This is a genomic window from Lawsonibacter asaccharolyticus (assembly GCF_022453915.1).
GTDB classification, from domain to species: Bacteria; Bacillota; Clostridia; order Oscillospirales; family Oscillospiraceae; genus Lawsonibacter; species Lawsonibacter asaccharolyticus.
In genome coordinates this window covers 592991-614517 of record NZ_CP091870.1, presented here as the reverse complement: position 1 = coordinate 614517, position 21527 = coordinate 592991, and the positions used below count along the sequence as shown (strand labels likewise).

Sequence of the window (21527 nt, the reverse complement as noted above, 5' to 3'; positions counted from 1 at the left end):
AGTCCAACTCCACATAGTCAGCAGATCCAGCACATTGCTGCGCGAGCTGGGATGGGGCGCATCAGAAAACTACCACATCGCTCTCGGGTGCGGGATGCTGGACCTGAAGCGGTACACCATCCTGATCCTCGGCCTGTTCTGAGGCACTCCCTGTGCTCTCTCCCGCCTTTGAGCTGAAAAAAGCGCCCCGCTCATATGAGCGGGGCGCTTTTTTCACAGAGGATCGCTTGGGATCAGCCCTCTTTGATGGCAGCCTGCGCGGCGGCCAGACGGGCGATGGGCACACGGAAGGGGGAGCAGGAAACATAGTCCAGGCCCACACGGTGGCAGAACTCCACAGAGGAGGGATCGCCGCCGTGCTCACCGCAGATGCCCAGATGCAGGTCGGGGTTAGCGGTACGGCCCAGCTTGGCAGCCATCTCGATCAGACGGCCCACGCCCTTCTGGTCCAGCTTGGCAAAGGGATCGTTCTCATAGATCTTCCTATCGTAGTAGGCATCCAGGAACTTGCCCGCGTCGTCACGGCTGAAGCCGAAGGTCATCTGAGTCAGGTCGTTGGTGCCAAAGGAGAAGAAGTCGGCCTGCTTGGCGATCTCGTCAGCGGTGATAGCGGCACGGGGGATCTCGATCATGGTGCCCACCTTATACTTCATGTCGGACTTGACAGAAGCGATGATGGCGTCGGCGGTCTCGGTGACCACCTTCTTCACATAGGCCAGCTCCTTGACCTCGCCCACCAGGGGGATCATGATCTCGGGGACCATGTTCCACTCAGGGTGCTTGGCCTGGATATTCAGCGCTGCCTTGATGACGGCGCGGGTCTGCATGGCGGCGATCTCGGGGTAGGTCACGGCCAGACGGCAGCCCCGGTGGCCCATCATGGGGTTAAACTCGTGCAGGCCGGCGATGATAGCCTTGATGTCAGCGACAGTCTTGCCCATGTCGTTGGCCAGCTTCTCGATGTCAGCCTCCTCGGTGGGCACGAACTCGTGGAGCGGGGGGTCCAGGAAGCGGATGGTGACGGGGCAGCCCTCCATAGCCTCATAGATGCCCTCGAAGTCGCTCTGCTGCATGGGCTCCAGCTTGGCCAGAGCCTTCTCGCGCTGCTCCACGGTGTCGGAGCAGATCATCTCCCGGATGGCGGGGATGCGGTCCTCGTCGAAGAACATGTGCTCGGTGCGGCACAGGCCGATGCCCTGGGCGCCGAACTTGCGGGCCTGGGCGGCGTCGTGGGGGGTGTCGGCGTTGGTGCGGACCTGGAGGCGGCGGTACTTGTCGCACCAGGCCATGACCCGGCCGAACTCGCCGCCGATGGAGGCATCTACAGTGGGGATGGCGCCGTCATAGATCTTGCCGGTAGAGCCGTCCAAGCTCAGCCAGTCGCCCTCGTGGAAGGTCTTGCCGGCGAGCTGGAACTGCTTGTTCTCCTCATCCATAACGATGGCGGAGCAGCCGGACACGCAGCAGGTGCCCATGCCGCGGGCCACGACGGCGGCGTGAGAGGTCATGCCCCCGCGGACAGTGAGGATGCCCTGGGCGGCCTTCATGCCCTCGATATCCTCGGGAGAGGTCTCCAGGCGGACCAGGACCACCTTCTCGCCCCGGGCGGCCCACTCCTTGGCGTCCTCAGCGGTGAAGACGATCTTGCCGGAGGCGGCGCCGGGGGAGGCGGCCAGAGCAGAGCCGATGACAGGAGTCTTCTTCAGGACCTCGGCGTCAAACTGGGGGTGGAGCAGGGTGTCCAGAGAGCGGGGCTCGATCATGGCCACGGCCTTCTTCTCGTCGATCATGCCCTCGTCCACCAGGTCGCAGGCGATCTTCAGGGCGGCGGCGGGGGTGCGCTTGCCGTTGCGGGTCTGGAGCATGAAGAGCTTGCCGTGCTCCACGGTGAACTCCATGTCCTGCATATCCCGATAGTGGTCCTCCAGGGTCTTGCAGACGCCCTCGAACTGGGCAAAGGCCTCGGGGAACTTCTCGGCCATCTCCGCGATGGGCATGGGGGTCCGGACACCGGCCACCACGTCCTCGCCCTGGGCGTTGGTCAGGAACTCACCGAACAGCTTCTTCTCGCCGGTGGCGGGGTTGCGGGTGAAAGCCACACCGGTGCCGCAGTCGTCACCCATGTTGCCGAAAGCCATGGACTGCACGTTGACGGCGGTGCCCCAGGAGTAGGGGATGTCGTTGTCCCGGCGGTAGACGTTGGCGCGGGGGTTGTCCCAGGAGCGGAACACGGCCTTGATGGCGCCCATCAGCTGCTCCTTGGGGTCGGTGGGGAAGTCCACGCCGATCTTGGCCTTGTACTCGGCCTTGAACTGGCCGGCCAGCTCCTTCAGGTCATCAGCGGTGAGCTCCACGTCCTGGGTGACGCCGCGCTCCTCCTTCATCTTGTCGATGAGCTGCTCAAAGTACTTCTTGCCCACCTCCATGACCACGTCGGAGTACATCTGGATAAAGCGGCGGTAGCAGTCCCAGGCCCAGCGGGGGTTGTTGGACTTCTGGGCCATGACCTCCACCACCTGCTCGTTCAGGCCCAGGTTGAGGATGGTGTCCATCATGCCGGGCATGGAGGCCCGGGCGCCGGAACGGACAGAGACCAGCAGGGGGTTGTCCAGATCGCCGAACTTCTTGCCGGTGATCTCCTCCATCTTGACGATATACTCCATGATCTGCGCCTGGATCTCGTCGTTGATCTTCTGGCCGTCCTCATAGTACTGAGTGCACGCCTCGGTAGTGATGGTGAAGCCCTGGGGCACGGGCAGGCCGATGTTGGTCATCTCGGCCAGGTTGGCGCCCTTGCCTCCCAGCAGCTCACGCATGTTGGCGTTGCCCTCAGAGAAGAGGTACACATACTTTGTTGCCATTTACTTCATTCCTTTCTTCAATCCTGGGGCTTGTCTGAAACACGGCGGCACCGGACGTACCGGCATGTCTCAAACAAGCCCAAGTCGCCGCCGCCCTCCGGGGGCCCCCACAGGCCTCCTTTGACAGTCGCGGAAATATTATACCTATTTGCACGAAATATTGCAACTGTCCGGCGGGAGTTTTTCACGATTTTTTCACATTTATGGCGATGTTGCCCTCAGTACTCCACCCCAGGCCGGGCCGCCGTCCCCAGGTCAAAGGGATGGCGCAGCTTGCCCATCTCAGTGATGTAGTCCGCCCGTCCCACCAGGGCCGGGTCGGGGTCCCGCCCGGTGAGGACCACCTCCCCCGCCGCACGGTCCAGGCAGGAGATCACCTCTTCCAGTGGGAGCAGGCCGGTGTTCACCGCAGCACAGACCTCGTCCAGCACCAGCAGTCCGCAGTCCGGCTGTGCCCCCAGTGTCCGGGCCTGCTCCGCCAAGGCCAGATAGCGGGCCTGCTCCGCCTCCCGCTCCTCCGGGGTGAGCTGAAAGGAGAATTTCACCCGCTCCGGCAGGGGGAGCAGGGTGACCTGAGGCAGCATGGCCAGGGCATAACGCTCGCCGCTGTCCGCCCCCTTTAGGAACTGGGCCACCACCACCCGCTTTCCCCGGCCCGCCATCCGCAGGGCCAGCCCCATGGCGGCAGTGGTCTTACCCTTGCCCTCTCCGCAGTAAAGATGGACCATAAGCTCACTCCTTGTGTATGTTTTCGGTTTATTCTACCAGCTTTTTGGGAAAAAATATACCTCTTTTTTGAGGAAAGCTGGTGACAGGGCGGGATACCTTTGGGGCCGGCGGGGCCAGCCCGCCCCTACATCGGGATCAGGGCATGCGCGCCATGCGGGGTATATTTGTTCCCAGCTTCCATGCAGGGGCAGGTCCCAGGCTCGCCCGGCCTATTGGCCCGTGTGGAGGGACGCCCCTGAGATGGGGCATGAAGATGGACGGGAAGGAGATGAAACAGGCGCGCGGCTTTTTGAGCCGCGCGCCTGTGAGGTCAGGTCTGTCGTTCGCGTATCAGTCGGGGTAGCGGGTGTAGACGCGGTAAATATCTTCGTAATCTGCCCCTTGGTCTTCCTGAATTCTTCCTTTACTGTTTACAGTCACATAAAAGAAATCGTAGTCACTATCTCCCTGCGAATCCGTCACGACACCATAGGAATCATCGTCTTTGAACTCGATCACATCCCCTGCCTGGAGCTCCTTTTTGTCGCTCAAACGCTCATAGTCCAAATTTCCAAATACTTTATCACTGAGCATCCAGGCAAACCCTTCGGCTCCAGACAGATCATCTCCAAAGACTTTGGAATCATAGTATTCCTTCATGTCCCAGGAGTCAATATCCTTCAGCTTCTTTTCCAAAAGGGCCTCTACATTGCTCTCATTAACCTTTTTTCCATTGCTCAAGGTGTCGTCAGAAGAGGTGCTGTCGGGATAACGGGTATAAATATAATCAATGTCATCAAAATCTGCGTAAAAGTCCCAACAAATCTCGCCGTCGGAATAGAGGCCCACATAATCGAAATCACTCTTGCTGATGCCAATGACCACGCCATAACTGCCATCGTCCAACTCCACGATATCACCAATCTTCAGCTCATCGGAGTGCCTGTGTCGGGTATCATCCAAATCACCGAAGATTTCATTACTCAGGCTCCAGGCAAAGTCTTCATCATCGTCATCCCACTCTTTGCCATCGCCGTAATCCCTGTCGTCCTCGAACTCGCTCAGATATTTTTCAACATTGCTCTCCGTGATGCTCTTGCCGTTGGTCAGTTCATCGTCAGAGGATGAAGAAGAGCTGCTGGGATAGCGGGTGTACATCTCGTCCAGGTCATCGAAATCAGCCTCGAAATCCCATGCGATCCTGTCCTTGGAATCAATGCTGCCGTAGGTGCAGACTTCGTTCTTGGTGTCCACATCCACCACGACACCCCACAGCTCATTCCAGCTGTCATAGATCACGTCGCCTGCCCGCAGGTCCTCGGCATATTTCACGCTCTTGTAATCCAGCTCGTCAAAGATCTCGTCGCTGATGGTGTAAGCAAAGGCCTCGTCGCCCTTGGCGGAGCCGAACACGTTGGAGGTGTAGCGGTCGCTCATATCCCAGTCGTCGCCGTCTTCATAGTCGTCCATCAGGTCGTCCAGAAGGTCCTCCACGTTGGACTCAGTGGCCTTTTCTCCGTTGCTCAGGGTGTCGTCGCCGGAGGCCTTGGTGAGATAGCGGGTGTAGACAGTATCCCTGCTGTCCAGGTCGTCCAGGTCCGCGGTCTCCTTCCAGGTGATCCAGCCGCTGTTGTCACAGGTGACATAGGTGAAGTCATTCCGGTCCACAGAGACCACCACGCCGAAGTCGCTGCCGGAGTCGAAGCTGACCACGTCGCCCACCCGCAGGTCCGCGGGGTCCTTCAGCTTGCTGGCGGCCATGGCGCCGAACACCTTGTCGCTGAGCATGTAGGCAAAGGCCTCCACGCCGGTGGCGGTGCCCAGTTCCTTGGAGGTGTAGCTGCGGGTCATATCCCACAGGTAGTTCTCGGGATAGTCGCTCTTCAGGGCCACCAGGTCGTCATACACGTTGGACTCGGAGGGGGTCTTGCCGCTCACCAGCCGGTTGGAGTTGACGTAGGTGGGCACCTGGATGGTGGTGGAGGCGTCATACAGGGAGCAGAGCACCACAGCTGCCTGGGCACGGGTGGTGCTGGCGGCGCCGTTGAAGTTGCCGTTCTCATCGCCGCTGAGCAGCTTTCTGGCATAAGCCCCGGCCACCGCATTCTGGTAATTGCTGGGGATGGTGCTCCAGTCCTTGATGCTGATCCGGGCGGCCATCAGATCCAGTGCGCTGGGGTTCTCCCACCCCTTGGAGCCGGCCACGTTGACCATGATCTGGGCCATGTCATAGCGGCTGATCTCCGCGTTCACCATGGCCTCGGTCCAGCCGCCGGCGGCGGCGCGGCGCTGGGCAACAGTGGTGTTGCTCAGGATGCCCGCCGAGTAGGCTGCGGCCATGTAGGGATACCACCACTGGCCGGAGCTGTTCTGGTTGGCGGCCACCGCCGTCTTATAGAACATGTTGCAGATCATGGTGACGAACTGGGCGTTGGACAGGGTCTGCTCCGGTCCATACTGGTTGTCTCCGATGCCGGACACCAGCCCCTCTGTGGCGGCCCGGTCAATGTAATAATAGCCCCAGTAGGTGGTGGGCACATCGGTGAATGTAGTGGCGGCCGCGTAGGTGTTCGCGGTCAGCAGCCCCGCTCCCAGGGCCAGCGCCAACAGGCGCCGCAAACCTGTCTTCATCATTCTATTCTCCTTTTCCTGCGTTTTGTCATCCTAAAATTCTGGGGGCGGCCACCCCGTGCCACGGAAAATCGGGCAGAAGCCCCCTTTTTATTTTACTGTGTTTTTGTCCAAAAGTCAAAACATACCTTGCATATTTATGAAATTTTAATTTTTGGCCTCCTTCATTTTGTGAAGATTTTACCATGAACATTTTCCCTCCCTACCGCTATGATTTTCCTTCTCTTGCTGTCGACAAGAGCCCCGCCGGGATGCTATAATCACCATGAGGATCAGTCCCTATTGCTTAGAATAAAAAGGAGCCCAATGATGAAGCAGATCATTTTATATGACAGCGCCACAGGAAACACAGAATATCTGGCCAAAGCCCTCTCCCATGCCCTGCCCAACGTCCCATGCGGTCCAGTCGGGTCCCTGGACTGCTCTAAAGCCGAGCTGGTCTATCTGGGTTTCTGGACGGACAAGGGCACCTGCTCCGACCGTCTGCGGGCTGTTCTCCCCTCACTGGCAGGCAAGCAGATCTTTCTCTTCGGCACCGCCGGCTTTGGTGCGGATCAGGCGTATTTTTCTCAGATCATCCGCCGCCTTGAGGGTGAACTCCCCCAGAACTGCACCGTGATTGGCTGGTACATGTGTCCTGGGCGCATGGGAGAGGGAGTGCGCCGCCGCTATGAGGCCATGCTTCAGGACCCCGTCTCCGCCGGACAGGCAGAGCTTCTGCTGAAGAACTTCGACGCGGTCCGCACCCGCCCTGATGAGAGAGATGCTCAGGCCCTGCTGGCTGCGGCGGGTCTGTAATTGCAGGCTATGCGCTGCTTTTTCGCCCCCATGGAGGGGATCACAGGAGCCCTGTTCCGCCGGACCCACCGCCGGTTCTTCCCGGGGGTGGACCGGTATTTCATGCCCTTTCTCTCCCCCAGCCAGCACCACGTGTTCACCCGCCGGGAGCTGCGGGACATCCTGCCGGAGCAGGACGGGGACCTGGATGCGGTGCCCCAGCTGCTCACCCGGAGCGGGGCGGACTTTCTCTGGGCGGCAGGTGAGCTGGCCCGGATGGGCTACCGGGAGGTCAACCTGAACCTGGGCTGCCCCTCCGGCACCGTCACCGCCAAGGGGAAGGGGGCCGGGATGCTGGGGCGGCCGGAGGAACTGGACCACCTGCTGGAGGACATCTTCTCCGCCTCCCCCACTGCCGTCTCTGTCAAGACCCGTCTGGGTATCCAGGACCCGGAGGAGTTCTGGCCCATCCTGGACATCTACAACAAGTATCCCATCGCCCAGCTCATTGTCCACACCCGGGTGCGGGAGGACCTGTACCGCCGCCCCGCCCGGCCGGAGCTGTTCCCCGCCATCCTGGCCGCCAGCCGCACCCCCCTGTGCTACAACGGAGACCTGGTGACAGCGGCGGACTGCCGAGCTTTCTCTGTCCGCTTCCCCGGCGCAGGTCTGATGATGGGCAGGGGGCTGGTGGCCGACCCGGCGCTGGCCTCCAAGGCCAAGGGCGGGCCCGGCGCGGACCGGGACACCCTCCGCGCGTTCCACGACGCCCTCTATGAGGGCTATGCCCGTGACTTCGGCAGCCGGCGCAACGCCATGTTGCGGATGAAGGAGCTCTGGTCCTATCTCATCCACCTCTTCCGGGACCCGGAAAGCTATGCCAAAAAGCTGCGCAAGGCGGCGGACCCGGCGGAGTTTGAGGCCCTCACTGCCGGGATGTTCCGGGAGCTGGAGCTCCTGCCCGGCCTGGAGCCCGGGTTTCTGTTCTGACCCGCCCCAGGAGCGGGGACGCCCAAATAGAATGGCCCCGCTCTACATAAACTGAACGTGCCCCAGTCCCTGGGGCAGGAGGTCGCTATGCTGATCCGAGAACTTACCTTTGCCGCCATCGGCACCGGCTTTACCTGTCTGGCCACCGTGCTGGGAGCCGCCATGGTGTTTTTCTTCCGGGAGGACCTGAAACCCGCCACCCAGAAGATCTTTCTGGGCTTCGCAGCCGGCGTGATGGTGGCTGCCTCTGTGTGGTCCCTGCTCATCCCCTCTATGGAAATGGCGGAGGAGATGGGGCAGTCCCCCGCCCTTCCGGTGGGCGGCGGGTTCCTGCTGGGCGGGGCTTTCCTCATGGTCCTGGACCGGCTCACCCCCCATCTCCACATCGGCAGCAGCGATCCGGAAGGGCTGCCCGCCCATCTGAGCCGCACCACCATGATCGTACTGGCCGTCACCCTGCACAACATCCCGGAGGGGATGGCGGTGGGGCTGGCCTTCTCCATGGCCGCCCAGGACACCGGCAGCGGCGCCCTGGCCGGGGCAGTGGCCCTGGCCATCGGGATGGGGCTCCAGAACTTCCCGGAGGGGGCCGCCATCTCCCTCCCCCTCCGGTCCGACGGCGTGGGCACCGGCAGGGCCTTCGCTGCGGGCGCCCTGTCCGGCGTGGTAGAGCCCATCTTCGGCCTGCTCACTGTACTGGTGGCGGGCAGCGTCTCCCTGGTGATGCCCTGGGTCCTTTCCTTCGCCGCGGGGGCCATGATCTATGTGGTGGTGGAGGAACTGATCCCGGAGGCCCACCTGGGGGAGCACTCCCATGTGGGCACCGCCAGCGTCATGTGCGGCTTCCTGGTGATGATGCTGCTGGATGTGATGCTGGGATAAATGCCCCGGGGGACAGCCCGCGCTGTCCCCCGGTCCTGTTTTGTGCTCCCAGCAGGCAACGGAGCGCTCAGCGCTTCCTCCCCGCCAAACGGTCCAGCTCGGCCATCAGCTCGGCCCGGTGGTTGGGAAGACGGCCCTCCATCACCTCTTCCAGCAGGGCGGCCAGCGCCCGGCCCACCGCGGGCCCCCGCAGGCCCCGGGCCAGGGCGTCGTTTCCGTCCGCCTCCAGGTCCCGCAGGGTGAGGCAGGGCCTCTCGGCCAGGATCTGTCTTGCCAATGCCTCCACCTGCTCCCAGCGGGCTGCCCCCGGAGCCCGGTCCGGAAATTTGGCCCCGGCGTCCGCTTTGGCCAGGGCGGTCCACTGGAAGAAGAGCTCCGGCCCCAGCCGCCCCAGCCACCGCTTCACCAGCCGGGGCTCCGGCTCCAGCTGGAGGTCGTGGCGCCGGATCAGGGTGACCACCCGCTCCCGCAGGGCATTGTCCAGCCGCAGGCGGCGCAGGCAGGCGTCCGCCAGCTCCGCCCCGGCGGCGGCGTGTCCGTAAAAGTGGCCCACCCCCTCCCGGTCCACGGTACAGCACCCCGGCTTCCCCACGTCGTGGAGCAGGGCCGCCAGCCGCAGCCCCGGCTCCGCCGGGACCCGCTCCAGAGCCCGGACACAGTGGGTGTAGACGTCATAGCTGTGGTGGGGATTGCGCTGGTCAAAGCCCACGGCGGGAGCCAGCTCGGGCAGCACCTGCCCGGTGAGGACCTCCGGGCAGTCCAGCAGCACCCGGCCCGCCGCCGGGCCGCAGACCAGCCGCTTCAGCTCCTCCGCCACCCGCTCCCGGGAGACGCAGGCCAGCTGGGGGGCGCAGGCACGCACGCCGGCGGCCGTCCCCTCCTCCATCCGGAAGTCCAGTTGGGCAGCGAACCGCAGAGCACGCAGCAGACGCAGGGCGTCCTCGCCGAAGCGGCGCTCCGGCTCCCCCACGCAGCGGATGACCCCCGCCGCCAGGTCGGCCCGGCCTCCGAAGGGGTCAGTCAGGCCGGAGGGCTCCCAGGCCATAGCGTTTATGGTGAAGTCCCGGCGGGCCAGATCCTCCCCCAGATCCCCCGTGAACTCCACCCGGTCCGGGCGGCGGTGGTCGGTGTACCGCCCCTCCCGGCGGAAGGTGGTCACCTCCACCGGCAGGCCGCCGGACAGAACGGTGACCGTCCCGTGCCGCACGCCGGTCTCCACCACCCGCATGGGGGCACAGGCCTCCCGGATCTGCTCCGGCCGGGCGGAGGTGGCCGCGTCATAGTCGTGGGGCGTCCGGCCCATCAGCCTGTCCCGGACGCAGCCTCCCACCAGGACGGCCCGGTGTCCCGCAGCGTTCAGCCGCTCCAGCACCGCCAGCGCCCGCAGGTCCCATCCCTCCATCTCCATTCCTCCTCTCCAGAGAGCCCCGGTCGGTCTCTCTCCTATTCTAGCAGAGTCTGTCCTGGCTGACAACGGCGGGTCCCGCCTCTCCTTCTTATTTTTCATTTTTAAATGTGGCTGAGCCTTGTGTCTCAAATGGCTCCATAGCCACAGGAACTCAAGGTGGAATTGGGAATTTATTTTAAGTCCCACTGAATTTGGACGCTGGCAATCTCGCTCATTGCATGTTGAAGTGATAGAGTTGACCGTGGTATAATTCAGAGGAATAAATTCAAATCAGGGAGGGGAGCGGCAATGAAAAAGGCAGTTTCAATCATGCTTTTCTTTGCGCTTTTTCTGCTATTGGCAGGTTGTGAGGAAGTACCTGTATCTGAGAGCAGTGAACCTTTGAACTCTAACAATGTCATCAAATGGTTTGATTGCCTTAATGGGGATGAAATGGCTTGGGATGGCGTTAAAGAGTATGATTTGGACGAATTTTCAGGAGTTACTTTTCGCTGGCATCCAGAGCGATTAGAGGCTGTGGCAGATGGGACAACAATTCCGCTCTATGATGGAATGCCAATTTGGAGCGTTTATTTCTATGATTTAACAGGTGATGGCAATCCAGAGCTTTGTTCAACCATAAGTTTTGGTTCAGGAATCATCGATGATCGAATCATAATTTACGACTATGCCGGCGGTGCAAGTTATGATCTTTCAGACAGAGGCAATTTTGACTATGTTCTTAATATGCAAGAGGATTCTCTTATTGTTGAAAAGCGCGCTTATATGCAAGATGAACTCATTGAATCAGGAGAATTGGTATTTCTAAACGATACAATTCAGATAAAAACAGAATGATAACTGCCAGTTTGACCGTCAGTTGCCCGCCTGGTCATTTTGCTGTGGTATTTTCAAATCAGCTTTTGGCAGTGCAGCAGAAAAAGGGGCCCTCGCCCTTTGAAAGGAGCGCTTATGACACAGGAACTTCTCTCCGGACTCAACGGATATAACATCCCCTGCCGGCATACCATCCAGGGCGGCGAGTCCATGGTCTGCCTCATCACCCACGGCTTCGGCAGCAGCAAGGACAGCCCCACCGCCCAGCTGCTGGCCGGGGAGCTCCCCCGGCACGGCATCGGCACCCTGGCACTGGACCTCCCCGCTCACGGGGACAGCCCGGTGGACGGGGACGCTCTGAGCATCCGCCACTGCCTGGACGACCTGGCCCGGGCAGAGGCCCGGGCCCTGGAGCTGGCCCCCGGGGCCCGGGTGGTCTATTTCTCCTCCAGCTTCGGGGCCTACCTGAATCTGATCTACCTGTCCACCCGCCCCCACCGGGGGACGCGGTCCTTCCTGCGCAGCGCGGCGGTGGAGATGCCCCTGCTTTTCCATACCCCCACGCCGGAGCAGGCGGAGGAGCTGGCGCGGCAGGGCTTCCTCATGCTGGACCAGGGCTACGTCCGCCCCCTGAAGCTGACCCCTGCCTTCCTGGCGGATCTGGATGCCCACGACCTCTTTCAACTGTACCGCTCCGGGGAGGAGCGGGTCTGTATGATCCACGGGGATGAGGACCAGACCGCCTCGCCGGAGGCGGCCCGGCGCTTTGCCCAGACCTTCGGCGCCCGTCTCATCCAAGTGCCCGGCGGGGACCACAGCCTGTCCGGCCCCGGCATGCCCCAGCTGGTGGTCCGGGAGGCCCTGGAGTTCTACCTGGCCCCCTGAGCCCTCAGCACAGCTCGATGCCCTCGACCTGGACCAGCTCCGCCCGCAGGGTGTCCAGCTCTGTCACCTGTCTCACCCCAAAATACAACTTTTTTATATATTATAGGGAGAAAACAATTATTTTACAACTGTTTCTCCCTGTGCTATCCTGATCTCACCTGATGAAACTGTGAGGTGACACGCTGTGGAGACCGCCGCCCTGACCCGGGGCTCCATCCCGCCCCAGCTGGTGTCGCTGGCCCTCCCCCTGATTTTTGGGAACATCCTCCAGCAGCTGTACAACACCATAGACGCCATGGTCATCGGCCGCTTCGCCGGGGAGACCGCCTTTGCCGCCATCGGGGTGGCGGGGACGGTGATGAACCTGTTCCTTTTTCTCCTCAGCGGCTGCTGCACAGGCATCTCCGTCCTCTTTGCCCAGCAGTATGGCAGCCGGGATCTGGCCGGCTTCCGGCAGGAGGGGTTTCTGGCCTCTGTCTTCGGCGGCCTGTTCACCCTGGTGCTGAGCCTGGCCGCCCTGCTCCTGCTGCGGCCCCTGCTGACCCTGATGCAGACCCCGGAGGACGTGGCCCGGCTGGCCGCGGACTATCTGGTGGTCATCTTCGGCGGCCTGCTGGCCACCTTCTTTTACAACCTGTGCGCCGCCGCCCTGCGCTCTGTGGGAGACACCCGCTCCGCCCTGCTGGCCCTGCTGGCGGCTATGGCCGCCAATCTGGCTCTGGATCTGCTGTTCGTGGCCCGGCTGGGCATGGGCATCGCCGGGGCGGCCTGGGCCACGGTGCTGGCCCAGCTGCTCTCCGTGGCGCTGTGCCTGCTCTATCTGGCCCGGCGCTATCCCCAGCTCCTGTTCCGCCGGGAGGACCGGCGGCTGGACCGGGGCCTGCTCCGCCGGACGGTGAGCTATGGGGCGGTGTCCGCCCTGCACCAGTCCAGCCTCTACATCGGCAAGCTGCTGGTCCAGGGGGCGGTGAACTCCATGGGGACCCCCATGATCTCCGCCTACACCGCCACTACCCGCATCGAGGGCTTCGCCAACTCCTTCGGGGACAGCGGGGCCCAGGCCGTCTCTGTCTTCACCGCCCAGAATACCGGAGCCGGGGAGGAGCGGCGGGTGCGGGAGGGGTTCCGTACCAGCTTTCTCATGATGCTGGCCCTGGGCGCAGTGATGTCTGTGCTGCTGTACGCTGCCGCCCCCGCCGCCATCGCCCTGCTGGCGGGGGAGACCTCCTCCTTCACCCAGACCAATGGTGTGGCTTACCTGCGGATGGTGGGGTGCTTTTACATCCTCTGCTTCCTGGGAAACACCTTCGTGGGCTACTTCCGGGGCCGGGGACAGGTGACCGTCCCCGTCTACGGCACTATCATCCAGATCTCCGCCCGGGTCATCCTCTCCTACGCCCTGATACGCCCCATGGGCCTGTCCGGCGTGGCCCTGGCCACCGGCCTGGGCTGGGTGCTGGTGGTGAGCTTCCACTCCCTCATGTATTGGCGCACCCGGAACCGCTGATCCCTCCGGCACAGTACCAAAGGGGGAAGCGGCCTCCTGGACTGTGCCTTTTTCAGGAACGTGGCTTCTCCGCTTTTTGGACAGAAAGGCCGCCCGGCTCACGCCGGGCGGCCTTTCTGTCTTCTTATTCTCCGTAATAGGCCTTCAGGTACATCTCCTTGATCTCACTCATCAGGGGGTAGCGGGGGTTGGCTCCGGTACACTGGTCGTCGAATGCCTGCTCCACCATCTCATCCAGGTGGTCCAGGAAATACGTCTCGTCCACGCCGTAGTCCCGGATGGTGGCCTTGATGCCCACCCGCGCCTTCAGCTCCTCGATGGCGGCACACAGGTTATCCAGCTTCTCCTGGTCGTTCCCGCCCCGGATGCCCAGGGCGTCCGCCACCTGGGCATAGCGCTCCAGGGTGTGGGGGTGGTCATACTGGGGGAAGGTGCCCATCTTGGCCGGGACCTGAGCGGCGTTGAACCGGAGCACGTGGCAGATCATCAGGGCGTTGGCCACTCCGTGGGGCAGGTGGTGGAAGGCACCCAGCTTGTGGGCCATGGAGTGGCACACTCCCAGAAAGGCATTGGCGAAGGCCATGCCCGCCATCGTGGCGGCATTGGCCATCTTCTCCCGGGCCTCCGGGTCGCTGGGGCCGTTGTCATAGGCCCGGGGCAGGTAAGTGAAGATCATCTGGAGGGCCCGCAGGGCGATGCCGTCGGTGTAGTCGGTGGCCATCATAGAGGCGTAGGCCTCCAGGGCGTGGGTGACAGCGTCGATGCCCGAAGCGGCGGTGAGCCCCTTGGGGGCGTTCATCATCATGTCCGCGTCCACGATGGCCATGGTGGGCATCAGCTCATAGTCCGCCAGGGGGTACTTCACCCCGGAGCGCTCGTCGGTGATGACGGCAAAGGGGGTCACCTCAGAGCCGGTACCGGCGGAGGTGGGGACGGCGATGAAGGCGGCCTTCTCCCCCATCTTGGGGAAAGTGTACACCCGCTTGCGGATGTCCATGAATCGCATGGCCATGTCCATGAAATCGGCCTCGGGGTGCTCGTACATCACCCACATGATCTTGCCCGCGTCCATGGCAGAGCCGCCGCCGATGGCGATGATGCAGTCAGGTCCGAAGGCCCGCATCCGCTCCGCGCCCGTCTTGGCACAGGCCAGGGTGGGGTCGGGAGCCACGTCATAGAACACGTCATAGGCGATGCCCATCTGGTCCAGCTGGTCAGTGACCGGCTTAGCGTAACCGTTTGCGTACAGGAACTGGTCGGTGACAATGAACGCCCTCTTCTTGTCCATCACCTCCCGCAGGGCCACGGGCAGGCAGCCCTTCTTGAAATACACCTTCTGAGGTGCCCGGAACCAGAGCATGTTCTCTCTCCTCTCCGCCACGGTCTTGATATTCAGCAGATGCTTGACGCCCACGTTCTCCGACACGGAGTTGCCGCCCCAGGAGCCGCAGCCCAGAGTCAGGGATGGGGCCAGCTTGAAGTTGTACAGGTCGCCGATGCCTCCCTGGGAGGAGGGGGTGTTCACCAGGATGCGGCAGGTCTTCATCCGCTGGGCGAAGCGGTCCAGCTTCTCCCGCTGAGTCACCGCATTGAGGTAGATGGAGGCAGTGTGGCCGTAGCCACCGTCGGCCACCAGGCGGTCGGCCTTGTCCAGCGCGTCGTCAAAGTCCTTGGCCCGGTACATGGCCAGCACGGGGGAGAGCTTCTCGTGAGCGAACTCCTCAGAGGGCTCCACGCTGTCCACCTCGCCGATGAGGATCTTGGCGGTCTCAGGCGTCTGAATGCCGGCCAGTTCGCCGATGCGGTGGGCGCTCTGGCCCACGATCTGATTGTTCAGGGAGCCGTCGATGAGGATGGTCTTTCGGACCCTGTCCGTCTCCTCTCCTTTCAGGAAGTAGCAGCCCCGGGCGGCAAACTCCGCCTTCACCTGGTCGTAGATGGGGTCCAGGACGATGACGCTCTGCTCCGAGGCGCACACCATGCCGTTGTCAAAAGTCTTGGAGTGGATCACCGAGCTGACCGCCAGGGCCACATCGGAGGAGCTGTCGATGATGGCAGGGACGTTGCCAGCGCCCACGCCCACGGCGGGCTTGCCGGAAGAATAGGCCGCCTTCACCATGCCTGGTCCGCCGGTGGCCAGGATCAGGTCCACCTCCGCCATCAGCAGGCCGGTGAGCTCCAGGCTGGGCACGTCGATCCATCCCACGATGCCCTCCGGCGCGCCGGCGGCCACCGCCGCCTCCAGCACCAGCCTGGCGGCGGAGACAGTGCATCCCTTGGCCCGGGGGTGGGGGCTGATGATGATGCCGTTGCGGGTCTTCAGGGCCAGCAGCACCTTAAAGATGGCGGTGGAGGTGGGGTTGGTGGTGGGGATCACCGCACCGATCACCCCCACAGGCTCCAGGAGCTTCTTCACGCCAAAGGCGGGGTCCTCCTCCACCACGCCGCAGGTCTTCACGTTCTTATAGGTATTATAGATATATTCTGAGGCGTAGTGGTTCTTGATGACCTTGTCCTCTACGACCCCCATGCCGGTCTCCGCCACAGCCTCCTTGGCCAGAGGGATGCGGGCCTGGTTGGCCGCCATGGCAGCGGCCTTGAAAATGGCGTCCACCCGTTCCTGGGAATAGCGGGCAAACTCCTGCTGGGCCTGACGGACCCGGGTCAACAGTGCCTCGAAGCTCTCTTTGCTGTCTACCACAGAATACTGGGCTTTCTTTGCCATATCGCTGTATCTCCTTTCCAAATGGAGCGGTGGCCCGCCCCTCAGAATCGTTAATTTTTTAACGATTCTATTGTCAATATTTTAACAAACATTTTGTCATTTGTAAAGAGGAGATTTCCATGATATCTTTTCTCTTTTTTTGTGAAAATCGCCCAAAATGGAGAGCTCCGCTCTGATGACCCGTTTCCGCATGTCTTCTTATTTCCGGAAAGATCTAAAAAACCTCTGGTGTACCGTGCCGCCGCAGGGGCCCCCTTCCATCCAGTCAGGTCAGCAGAACGGACGTGTCCCCCGCCGCACGGTGAACGGAAGGCTACGCACCATGCAGAGGCCGGTCTCCCCAGTGAGCCGCCCCCCAGTATAATAAGCGCATGATATGCTCCCCTGCGCAGGCCCCCGGAAGACCGCCGGGCGCTCCCTCGATCTGGGGGCGCTTGGCCCGGGGCCGGAAACTGCATCATTTTCGCCCTTGACATTTCCTCGGAACCTGTTATAAAATAAATGCCGCTCGCTCGGAGGGCAAGTCATTCGCTGGAAATGATGAGCCGGATAAGGCGGCAGACTGAGATGTCTGCTGAACTTATCCGGCTTTTGTTATAGCGCGGACCACCCGGACTGCCGGGGCACAGCCTTTCTTCGGGCCGCGACAAAATACTCAGGAGGAATGATAAAATGGGACGACCGCGCAGCTTGACGGAGGGGAACATCTTCAGCTCTCTGATCCGTTTTGCCGTTCCGGTTCTCTTCACACTGTTCCTGCAGGCGCTCTACGGCGGCGTGGACCTGCTGGTGGTGGGCCAGTTTGCCCAGACGGCGGACGTCTCCGGCGTAGCCACCGGCAGCATGCTGCTCCAGACTGTCACCATGGTTGTCACCGGCCTGTCCATGGGGATCACCATTCTGGTGGGGGAGCGGATCGGCCGGCGGGAGCCGGAGGATGCGGGCCGCGCCATCGGCGGCGGCATCTGCCTGTTCGCCTGCTTCGCTGTCCTGCTCACTGCCGTCCTGGTGGGTGGAGCCGAGGTACTGGCCCGGCTCATGCACGCGCCTGAGCACGCGTTCCATCAGACGGTGCTGTACATCCGCCTCTGCGGGGCCGGCTCCCTCTTTATTGTGGCCTACAACGTCCTGGGCTCCATTTTCCGGGGGATCGGCGACTCCAGGACCCCTCTGCTCACCGTTGCCATCGCCTGCGTCATCAATATCTTCGGGGACCTGCTCCTGGTGGCCGGGTTCCACATGGGGGCCGCCGGGGCCGCCCTGGCCACCGTGGCCGCCCAGACCGTCAGCGTGCTTGTCTCCCTGTTCCTGATCCGCCTGCGCCGCCGGTCTCTGCCCTTCGCTTTCTCCCGGCGACACCTGCGCTTCCACCGGGACATTATCGGCGCTGAGCTGCGGCTGGGCACGCCGGTGGCCCTCCAGGAGCTGCTGGTGGGGACCTCCTTCCTGCTCATCCAGGCCATCGTCAACTCCTTCGGCGTGGCGGCCTCCGCCGGCGTGGGGGTGGCGGAAAAGGTGTGCGTCTTCATTATGCTGGTCCCCTCCGCCTATATGCAGTCCATGTCCTCCTTTGTGGCCCAGAACATGGGGGCGGGCAACCCGATCCGGGCGAAAAAGGCCCTGAAGTATGGCATCCTCACCTCTGTGGCGGCCGGCCTGGTGATGGCCCTGCTCACCTTCTTCCACGGTGACCTTCTCTCCGCCATCTTCTCCCCCGACCCGGAGGTCGTGGCGGCCTCCCACAGCTATCTGAAGGCCTATGCCATCGACTGCATGCTCACTCCCTTTCTCTTCTGCTTCACCGGCTACTACAATGGCTGTGAAAAGACCCTGTTCGTCATGATCCAGGGTATCATAGGTGCCTTCTTCGTCCGCATCCCTGTAGCCTATCTCATGAGCCGCACGGCGGGGGCCACCCTCTTCCAGATCGGTCTGAGCACTCCTGCCTCCTCTGTGGTCCAGATCCTGCTCTGTCTGTCCATGTTCCTCTTTCTGGAGCGCCGCTCCGCTGGACAGAGCCATGCCTCTTTGAAAGGAAGTGCCGATCCATGAAGATCATTACCGTCAGCCGGGAGTTCGGCAGCGGCGGCCGGGAGCTGGGCAAGCGGCTGTCCGACTGCCTGGGCTGGCCCTACTACGACCGCGAGATCATCTCCGCCGTTGCCCGGAGGAATGCACTGGACGAGGGCTATGTGGAGGATGCGCTGGAGCAGGGCCACTTTCGCGGCGTCCCACTGACCATCGGCCGCACCTTTGCCTATCTCCCCTCCATGCCCCATGACTCCCGGCAGCTGCTTCAGGAGCAGCGCCGCGTCCTCCGGGCCCTGGCCGCCCACGGGGACTGCATCATTGTGGGCCGCAACGCGGACCTGATCCTGGCGGAGCACCGCCCCCTGAAGCTGTTCGTCTACGCCGATTTGGAGTCCAGGCTCCGGCGGTGCCGGGAGCGCAGCTCCGACGACGAGCGTTTCACTCCCCGAGAGCTGGAGCGGAAGCTCCGGCAGGTGGACCAGCACCGGGCCCGGCACCACGCCATGCTCTCCGACCTGCCCTGGGGGAGCCGGGAGGGGTATCACCTGTGCGTGAACACCACCGGCCTGTCCCTGAAGACGCTGGCCCCCCTGGTGGCGGAGTATGCCCGCTCCTGGTTCTCCCAGCAGGGGACCCCCTGACCCGCGGCCGAAAAAGAGACTGTCGAAAAAGTCTCAGGCTGCAAGTGTTTCCCCTGACGCACATGCCGCCGGGGAAAACAGGTCAGAACTTGATTCGCGCCTGCGGGCGCGAACTACGCGAGTCTTTTTCCACAAGCTGAGCGCCCCGGACGCCTTTTCAGGCGTCCGGGGCGCTTTTCCCATCACCGCGTCAGCTGCGGATCAGGCAGATGCTCATCGCGCTGATCTGGGGCGGGATACTGGCGGTCATCACACCGTTATAGGTGATGAACACCTGATTGCCTACGGCAAAACAGCCCGCGATGGACGTATTCACAAGGACCTGCTGGGATGTGCTCTGGTCTTGGACCAGGAGCTGACCGTTCCCCACCTGGAGGACGGTGGCTTGCATCGTTGTCAAAAGGATCACCTCACATCAAGTGGATGCACCCCCATTATATGCCGGAGCCGGACGGGTGTGCCTCCCGGGGCCCGCCAGGAGATCCTGGGGCAAGGTGTACGGCACCGGGCAACTGAGAGGGCCGTCCCGCCACACTTAGGGGGATATTCCCGGCCGCATGGCGGCACAACAGTTCAGAGAGGAGAGAACACAATGAGCTTGTATCCAAACAAGATCCAGGTGGACGGCGTTCCCTGCGGGCTGATCCTGCGGGGAAGCGCCAACGGGACCTATCTGGCCGTCTTTGAGCGGGAGATGGCGGAGCTGGCCCGTATCGAGCAGATCGACTGGTCCCGCCCCGCCGTTGTGGGGGAAAGCCCGCTGCCCGCAGGGTATGGCTTTCAGGTCCGGGACATCCGGTACGCCCACGCTACCCGCAGCTACACGGTGCTTCTCCAGACAGCGGAGCAGTATCTGGGGGATGTGGCCGGCTTCCAGGCCCAGTTGGGGGAGCTGGAGGATACTCTTCAGGAGAAGCAGGCGCTCCTCCAAGAGCAGGAGTCGATGATCGCGGCGCTTGAGCAGGCAGGCAGCGCCGCCCAGTTGCGCTCAGAGCTGGAGGATGCCTATCAGAAGGGGGTGGAGCTCTGTGGCTGACATCGTGACCCTGGCCCTGGAGGAGCTGGAACACCGGGGCGGGGCAGACGCCCTGGCCCTGGCAGGGCGGTCTGTGTCCGGCGAGGCCGACGGCACCGCCCTGATCGCGGAGGAGCAGGCCATCCCCACCTGGCGCCCCCGCTCCTATCTCACGGAAGAGACTCCGGTGGGCAAGCCCTACCGGTGGAACGGACAGGTCTACCGCCTCTGGCAGCAGCACGACGCCACCGGTCAGCCGGGCTGGAGCCCGGACTTGGCTTTCTCCCTGTGGGACATCTGCCACACCACGGACCCCGCCCGGGCCAAGGACTACCTCCCGCCTCAGGGCAGTCGGGGACTGTGGCAGACGGGAGAGTGCTGTGTGTTCGGCGGACGCGTCTGGCGTTCCCGTCAGGATAGGAACGCGTACAGTCCTAGCGAACTGCCGGCAAGCTGGGAGGATCTAGGCTCCGTCCAAGGGAGCTCCTTCTCCTGACAGGCTGTTCCGATCCTATTTTCTCTCGTACCTTATCGATCGACTGGGCGCCGTCGCAGGACGGCGCCCAGTCGTTTTTATTTTAAATCGTGAATTTTATCTTCCATTTTATTCTTTTTTATTTTTATTTTTCCATTTTTTCTTTGCGTTTTTTCGGAAAGCGCGGCTTTCAGACAGGCCATGCTTGACGTCTTATCAATTTTGTACTACAATAGCTTCCCAGAATCTATTTTGAATTTGCAGTTTATCCTATTCTTCCCCGTCTGAAAGATACTCGAGCGGGGATAGAGGGGATCTCATATGCTTTTCATTCTGCCGCAAGGAGATGAGTTTTATCAAACGCGTTGCCATTATAACTGGCTTCTTAGCCCTCTTTCTCGGATTTTTTGTGGGCACCCTGTGCCCCGCCCAGTACCTTCCCTGGAAAGAGCGGGAGACGGCCATGACCCCGTCTGTGGTCAACTCCATTATTGTCTCCGCAGGGTCTGCCTCCGCTTCCGGCAGCAGCTCTGCAAATACCTTGCCAGCGTTCAATTCCAGCGACAACTTTCCCCTGCTCAGCTCTGCCTGTGCAGTGGTCCGCGCCATTCAGGAGCGGGATTATGATACTCTGGCCGCTTTCGTCCACCCGGAGGAGGGCGTTACCTTTACGCCCTATTCCACTGTTGACCGGGACAGCGACCTCCGCTTCACTGCCGCTCAGGTCCGGCAGTTCTCCACTGATCAGACGGTGTACACCTGGGGCGTGTCCGACGGCTTGGGCAGCCTGATCGAGCTGACTCCAGCCGAATATTTCTCCACCTATGTGTTCAATACCGACTACACCCAGGCTCCTGAGATCGGAGTGGACCGTATTCTGCAGAGCGGCAACGCTTTGGAAAATTTGACCGAGGCATACCCCGGCTGCCGTTTCGTTGAGTTTCATTTTCCCGGCCTGGATCCCGCCAACGCCGGGCTGGACTGGTGTTCCCTGAAGCTGGTCTTCTCCCCTTCCGACTCCTGCTGGCAGCTGGTAGGCATCATCCACAGTCAGTGGACGATCTAGTCCCTTTTAAAACGCGCCCTCTCCAGCTCCGGTTCGGTCGAGGGCGCATTTTTCTTTGCTTGGGCCCGGATACGGCTGGGCCTCATATTCTTTTGCTTTTTGCCGTAAA

The 21527-nt window shown here is 62.1% G+C and carries 17 protein-coding genes; 11 read left to right on the top strand and 6 right to left on the bottom strand.

Annotated elements, in window-relative coordinates; translation table 11 throughout:
* Nucleotides 1-233: 233 nt before the first annotated feature.
* From ppdK to L9O85_RS02770, 3 genes are all read right to left on the bottom strand, one after another.
* Entirely contained in the window at nt 234-2861 is a 2628-nt protein-coding gene (ppdK, locus tag L9O85_RS02780; RefSeq protein ID WP_050622619.1) for a pyruvate, phosphate dikinase, read from the bottom strand.
* Nucleotides 2862-3079: 218 nt separating this feature from the next.
* Nucleotides 3080-3589, bottom strand: coding sequence for a cob(I)yrinic acid a,c-diamide adenosyltransferase (locus tag L9O85_RS02775; RefSeq protein WP_108979668.1), 510 nt, complete (start codon nt 3587-3589; stop codon nt 3080-3082).
* 331 nt (nt 3590-3920) lie between these two features.
* A complete protein-coding gene (locus L9O85_RS02770; RefSeq protein WP_301579484.1) occupies nt 3921-6203 on the bottom strand; it encodes an S-layer homology domain-containing protein in 2283 nt (760 codons plus the stop codon).
* A gap of 306 nt (nt 6204-6509) precedes the next feature.
* Between L9O85_RS02770 and bilS the strand changes: the two genes are divergently transcribed.
* The 3 genes from bilS to L9O85_RS02755 all read left to right on the top strand — a co-directional run bounded on the left by bilS (nt 6510) and on the right by L9O85_RS02755 (nt 8849).
* The gene (gene bilS, locus L9O85_RS02765) at nt 6510-6998 is read left to right on the top strand and encodes a flavodoxin family protein BilS (protein WP_157954645.1); all 489 of its coding nucleotides are present in this window, start codon (nt 6510-6512) and stop codon (nt 6996-6998) included.
* Nucleotides 6999-7007: 9 nt separating this feature from the next.
* On the top strand, nt 7008-7967 hold the full coding sequence (locus L9O85_RS02760; protein ID WP_256182773.1) for a tRNA dihydrouridine synthase: 960 nt from the start codon (nt 7008-7010) through the stop codon (nt 7965-7967).
* 87 nt (nt 7968-8054) lie between these two features.
* Entirely contained in the window at nt 8055-8849 is a 795-nt protein-coding gene (locus L9O85_RS02755; protein ID WP_108979672.1) for a ZIP family metal transporter, read from the top strand.
* A gap of 67 nt (nt 8850-8916) precedes the next feature.
* On the opposite strand, the gene L9O85_RS02750 is transcribed toward L9O85_RS02755, so the two are convergent.
* Nucleotides 8917-10251, bottom strand: a complete 1335-nt coding sequence (locus L9O85_RS02750) for a CCA tRNA nucleotidyltransferase (protein ID WP_301579480.1) — start codon at nt 10249-10251, stop codon at nt 8917-8919.
* Nucleotides 10252-10545: 294 nt separating this feature from the next.
* Here L9O85_RS02750 and L9O85_RS02745 point away from each other — a divergent pair, with 294 nt between their 5' ends.
* The 3 genes from L9O85_RS02745 (at nt 10546) to L9O85_RS02735 (ending at nt 13465) form a co-directional block, all read left to right on the top strand.
* Complete coding sequence (locus L9O85_RS02745; protein ID WP_301579479.1) at nt 10546-11094, top strand: hypothetical protein; 549 nt, start codon at nt 10546-10548, stop codon at nt 11092-11094.
* A 114-nt stretch (nt 11095-11208) separates the two neighbouring features.
* A complete protein-coding gene (locus L9O85_RS02740; protein WP_108979675.1) occupies nt 11209-11958 on the top strand; it encodes an alpha/beta hydrolase in 750 nt (249 codons plus the stop codon).
* Nucleotides 11959-12142: 184 nt separating this feature from the next.
* Nucleotides 12143-13465, top strand: a complete 1323-nt coding sequence (locus L9O85_RS02735) for an MATE family efflux transporter (RefSeq protein ID WP_108979676.1) — start codon at nt 12143-12145, stop codon at nt 13463-13465.
* Between the two features lie 124 nt (nt 13466-13589).
* Here L9O85_RS02735 and adhE read toward each other — a convergent pair whose 3' ends face one another.
* Nucleotides 13590-16190, bottom strand: a complete 2601-nt coding sequence (adhE, locus tag L9O85_RS02730; RefSeq protein WP_050622626.1) for a bifunctional acetaldehyde-CoA/alcohol dehydrogenase — start codon at nt 16188-16190, stop codon at nt 13590-13592.
* Nucleotides 16191-16862: 672 nt separating this feature from the next.
* Here adhE and L9O85_RS02725 point away from each other — a divergent pair.
* On the top strand, nt 16863-18242 hold the full coding sequence (locus tag L9O85_RS02725) for an MATE family efflux transporter (protein ID WP_301579476.1): 1380 nt from the start codon (nt 16863-16865) through the stop codon (nt 18240-18242).
* Nucleotides 18239-18862 (top strand): AAA family ATPase, encoded by a 624-nt coding sequence (locus L9O85_RS02720; protein ID WP_301579474.1) that lies wholly within the window; start codon nt 18239-18241, stop codon nt 18860-18862. The genes L9O85_RS02725 and L9O85_RS02720 overlap by 4 nt, the downstream gene beginning before the upstream one ends.
* 190 nt (nt 18863-19052) lie before the next feature.
* On the opposite strand, the gene L9O85_RS02715 is transcribed toward L9O85_RS02720, so the two are convergent.
* Complete coding sequence (locus tag L9O85_RS02715; RefSeq protein ID WP_133248257.1) at nt 19053-19262, bottom strand: hypothetical protein; 210 nt, start codon at nt 19260-19262, stop codon at nt 19053-19055.
* Nucleotides 19263-19454: 192 nt separating this feature from the next.
* On the opposite strand from L9O85_RS02715, the gene L9O85_RS02710 reads away from it, so the two are divergent.
* From L9O85_RS02710 to L9O85_RS02700, 3 genes are all read left to right on the top strand, one after another.
* A complete protein-coding gene (locus tag L9O85_RS02710; protein ID WP_276852932.1) occupies nt 19455-19898 on the top strand; it encodes a hypothetical protein in 444 nt (147 codons plus the stop codon).
* Nucleotides 19891-20373, top strand: coding sequence for a hypothetical protein (locus L9O85_RS02705; protein WP_301579471.1), 483 nt, complete (start codon nt 19891-19893; stop codon nt 20371-20373). Before L9O85_RS02710 ends, L9O85_RS02705 begins: the two co-directional genes overlap by 8 nt.
* A 442-nt stretch (nt 20374-20815) precedes the next feature.
* Complete coding sequence (locus L9O85_RS02700) at nt 20816-21418, top strand: hypothetical protein (protein ID WP_133248258.1); 603 nt, start codon at nt 20816-20818, stop codon at nt 21416-21418.
* Nucleotides 21419-21527 lie beyond the last annotated feature (109 nt).

Coding starts and splice junctions, on each gene's coding strand:
- ppdK (WP_050622619.1), bottom strand. CDS start 2,861: ATGGCAACAAAGTATGTGTACCTCTTCTCTGAGGGCAACGCCAACATG.
- L9O85_RS02775 (WP_108979668.1), bottom strand. CDS start 3,589: ATGGTCCATCTTTACTGCGGAGAGGGCAAGGGTAAGACCACTGCCGCC.
- L9O85_RS02770 (WP_301579484.1), bottom strand. CDS start 6,203: ATGATGAAGACAGGTTTGCGGCGCCTGTTGGCGCTGGCCCTGGGAGCG.
- bilS (WP_157954645.1), top strand. CDS start 6,510: ATGAAGCAGATCATTTTATATGACAGCGCCACAGGAAACACAGAATAT.
- L9O85_RS02760 (WP_256182773.1), top strand. CDS start 7,008: ATGCGCTGCTTTTTCGCCCCCATGGAGGGGATCACAGGAGCCCTGTTC.
- L9O85_RS02755 (WP_108979672.1), top strand. CDS start 8,055: ATGCTGATCCGAGAACTTACCTTTGCCGCCATCGGCACCGGCTTTACC.
- L9O85_RS02750 (WP_301579480.1), bottom strand. CDS start 10,251: ATGGAGGGATGGGACCTGCGGGCGCTGGCGGTGCTGGAGCGGCTGAAC.
- L9O85_RS02745 (WP_301579479.1), top strand. CDS start 10,546: ATGAAAAAGGCAGTTTCAATCATGCTTTTCTTTGCGCTTTTTCTGCTA.
- L9O85_RS02740 (WP_108979675.1), top strand. CDS start 11,209: ATGACACAGGAACTTCTCTCCGGACTCAACGGATATAACATCCCCTGC.
- adhE (WP_050622626.1), bottom strand. CDS start 16,190: ATGGCAAAGAAAGCCCAGTATTCTGTGGTAGACAGCAAAGAGAGCTTC.
- L9O85_RS02725 (WP_301579476.1), top strand. CDS start 16,863: ATGGGACGACCGCGCAGCTTGACGGAGGGGAACATCTTCAGCTCTCTG.
- L9O85_RS02720 (WP_301579474.1), top strand. CDS start 18,239: ATGAAGATCATTACCGTCAGCCGGGAGTTCGGCAGCGGCGGCCGGGAG.
- L9O85_RS02710 (WP_276852932.1), top strand. CDS start 19,455: ATGAGCTTGTATCCAAACAAGATCCAGGTGGACGGCGTTCCCTGCGGG.
- L9O85_RS02700 (WP_133248258.1), top strand. CDS start 20,816: ATGACCCCGTCTGTGGTCAACTCCATTATTGTCTCCGCAGGGTCTGCC.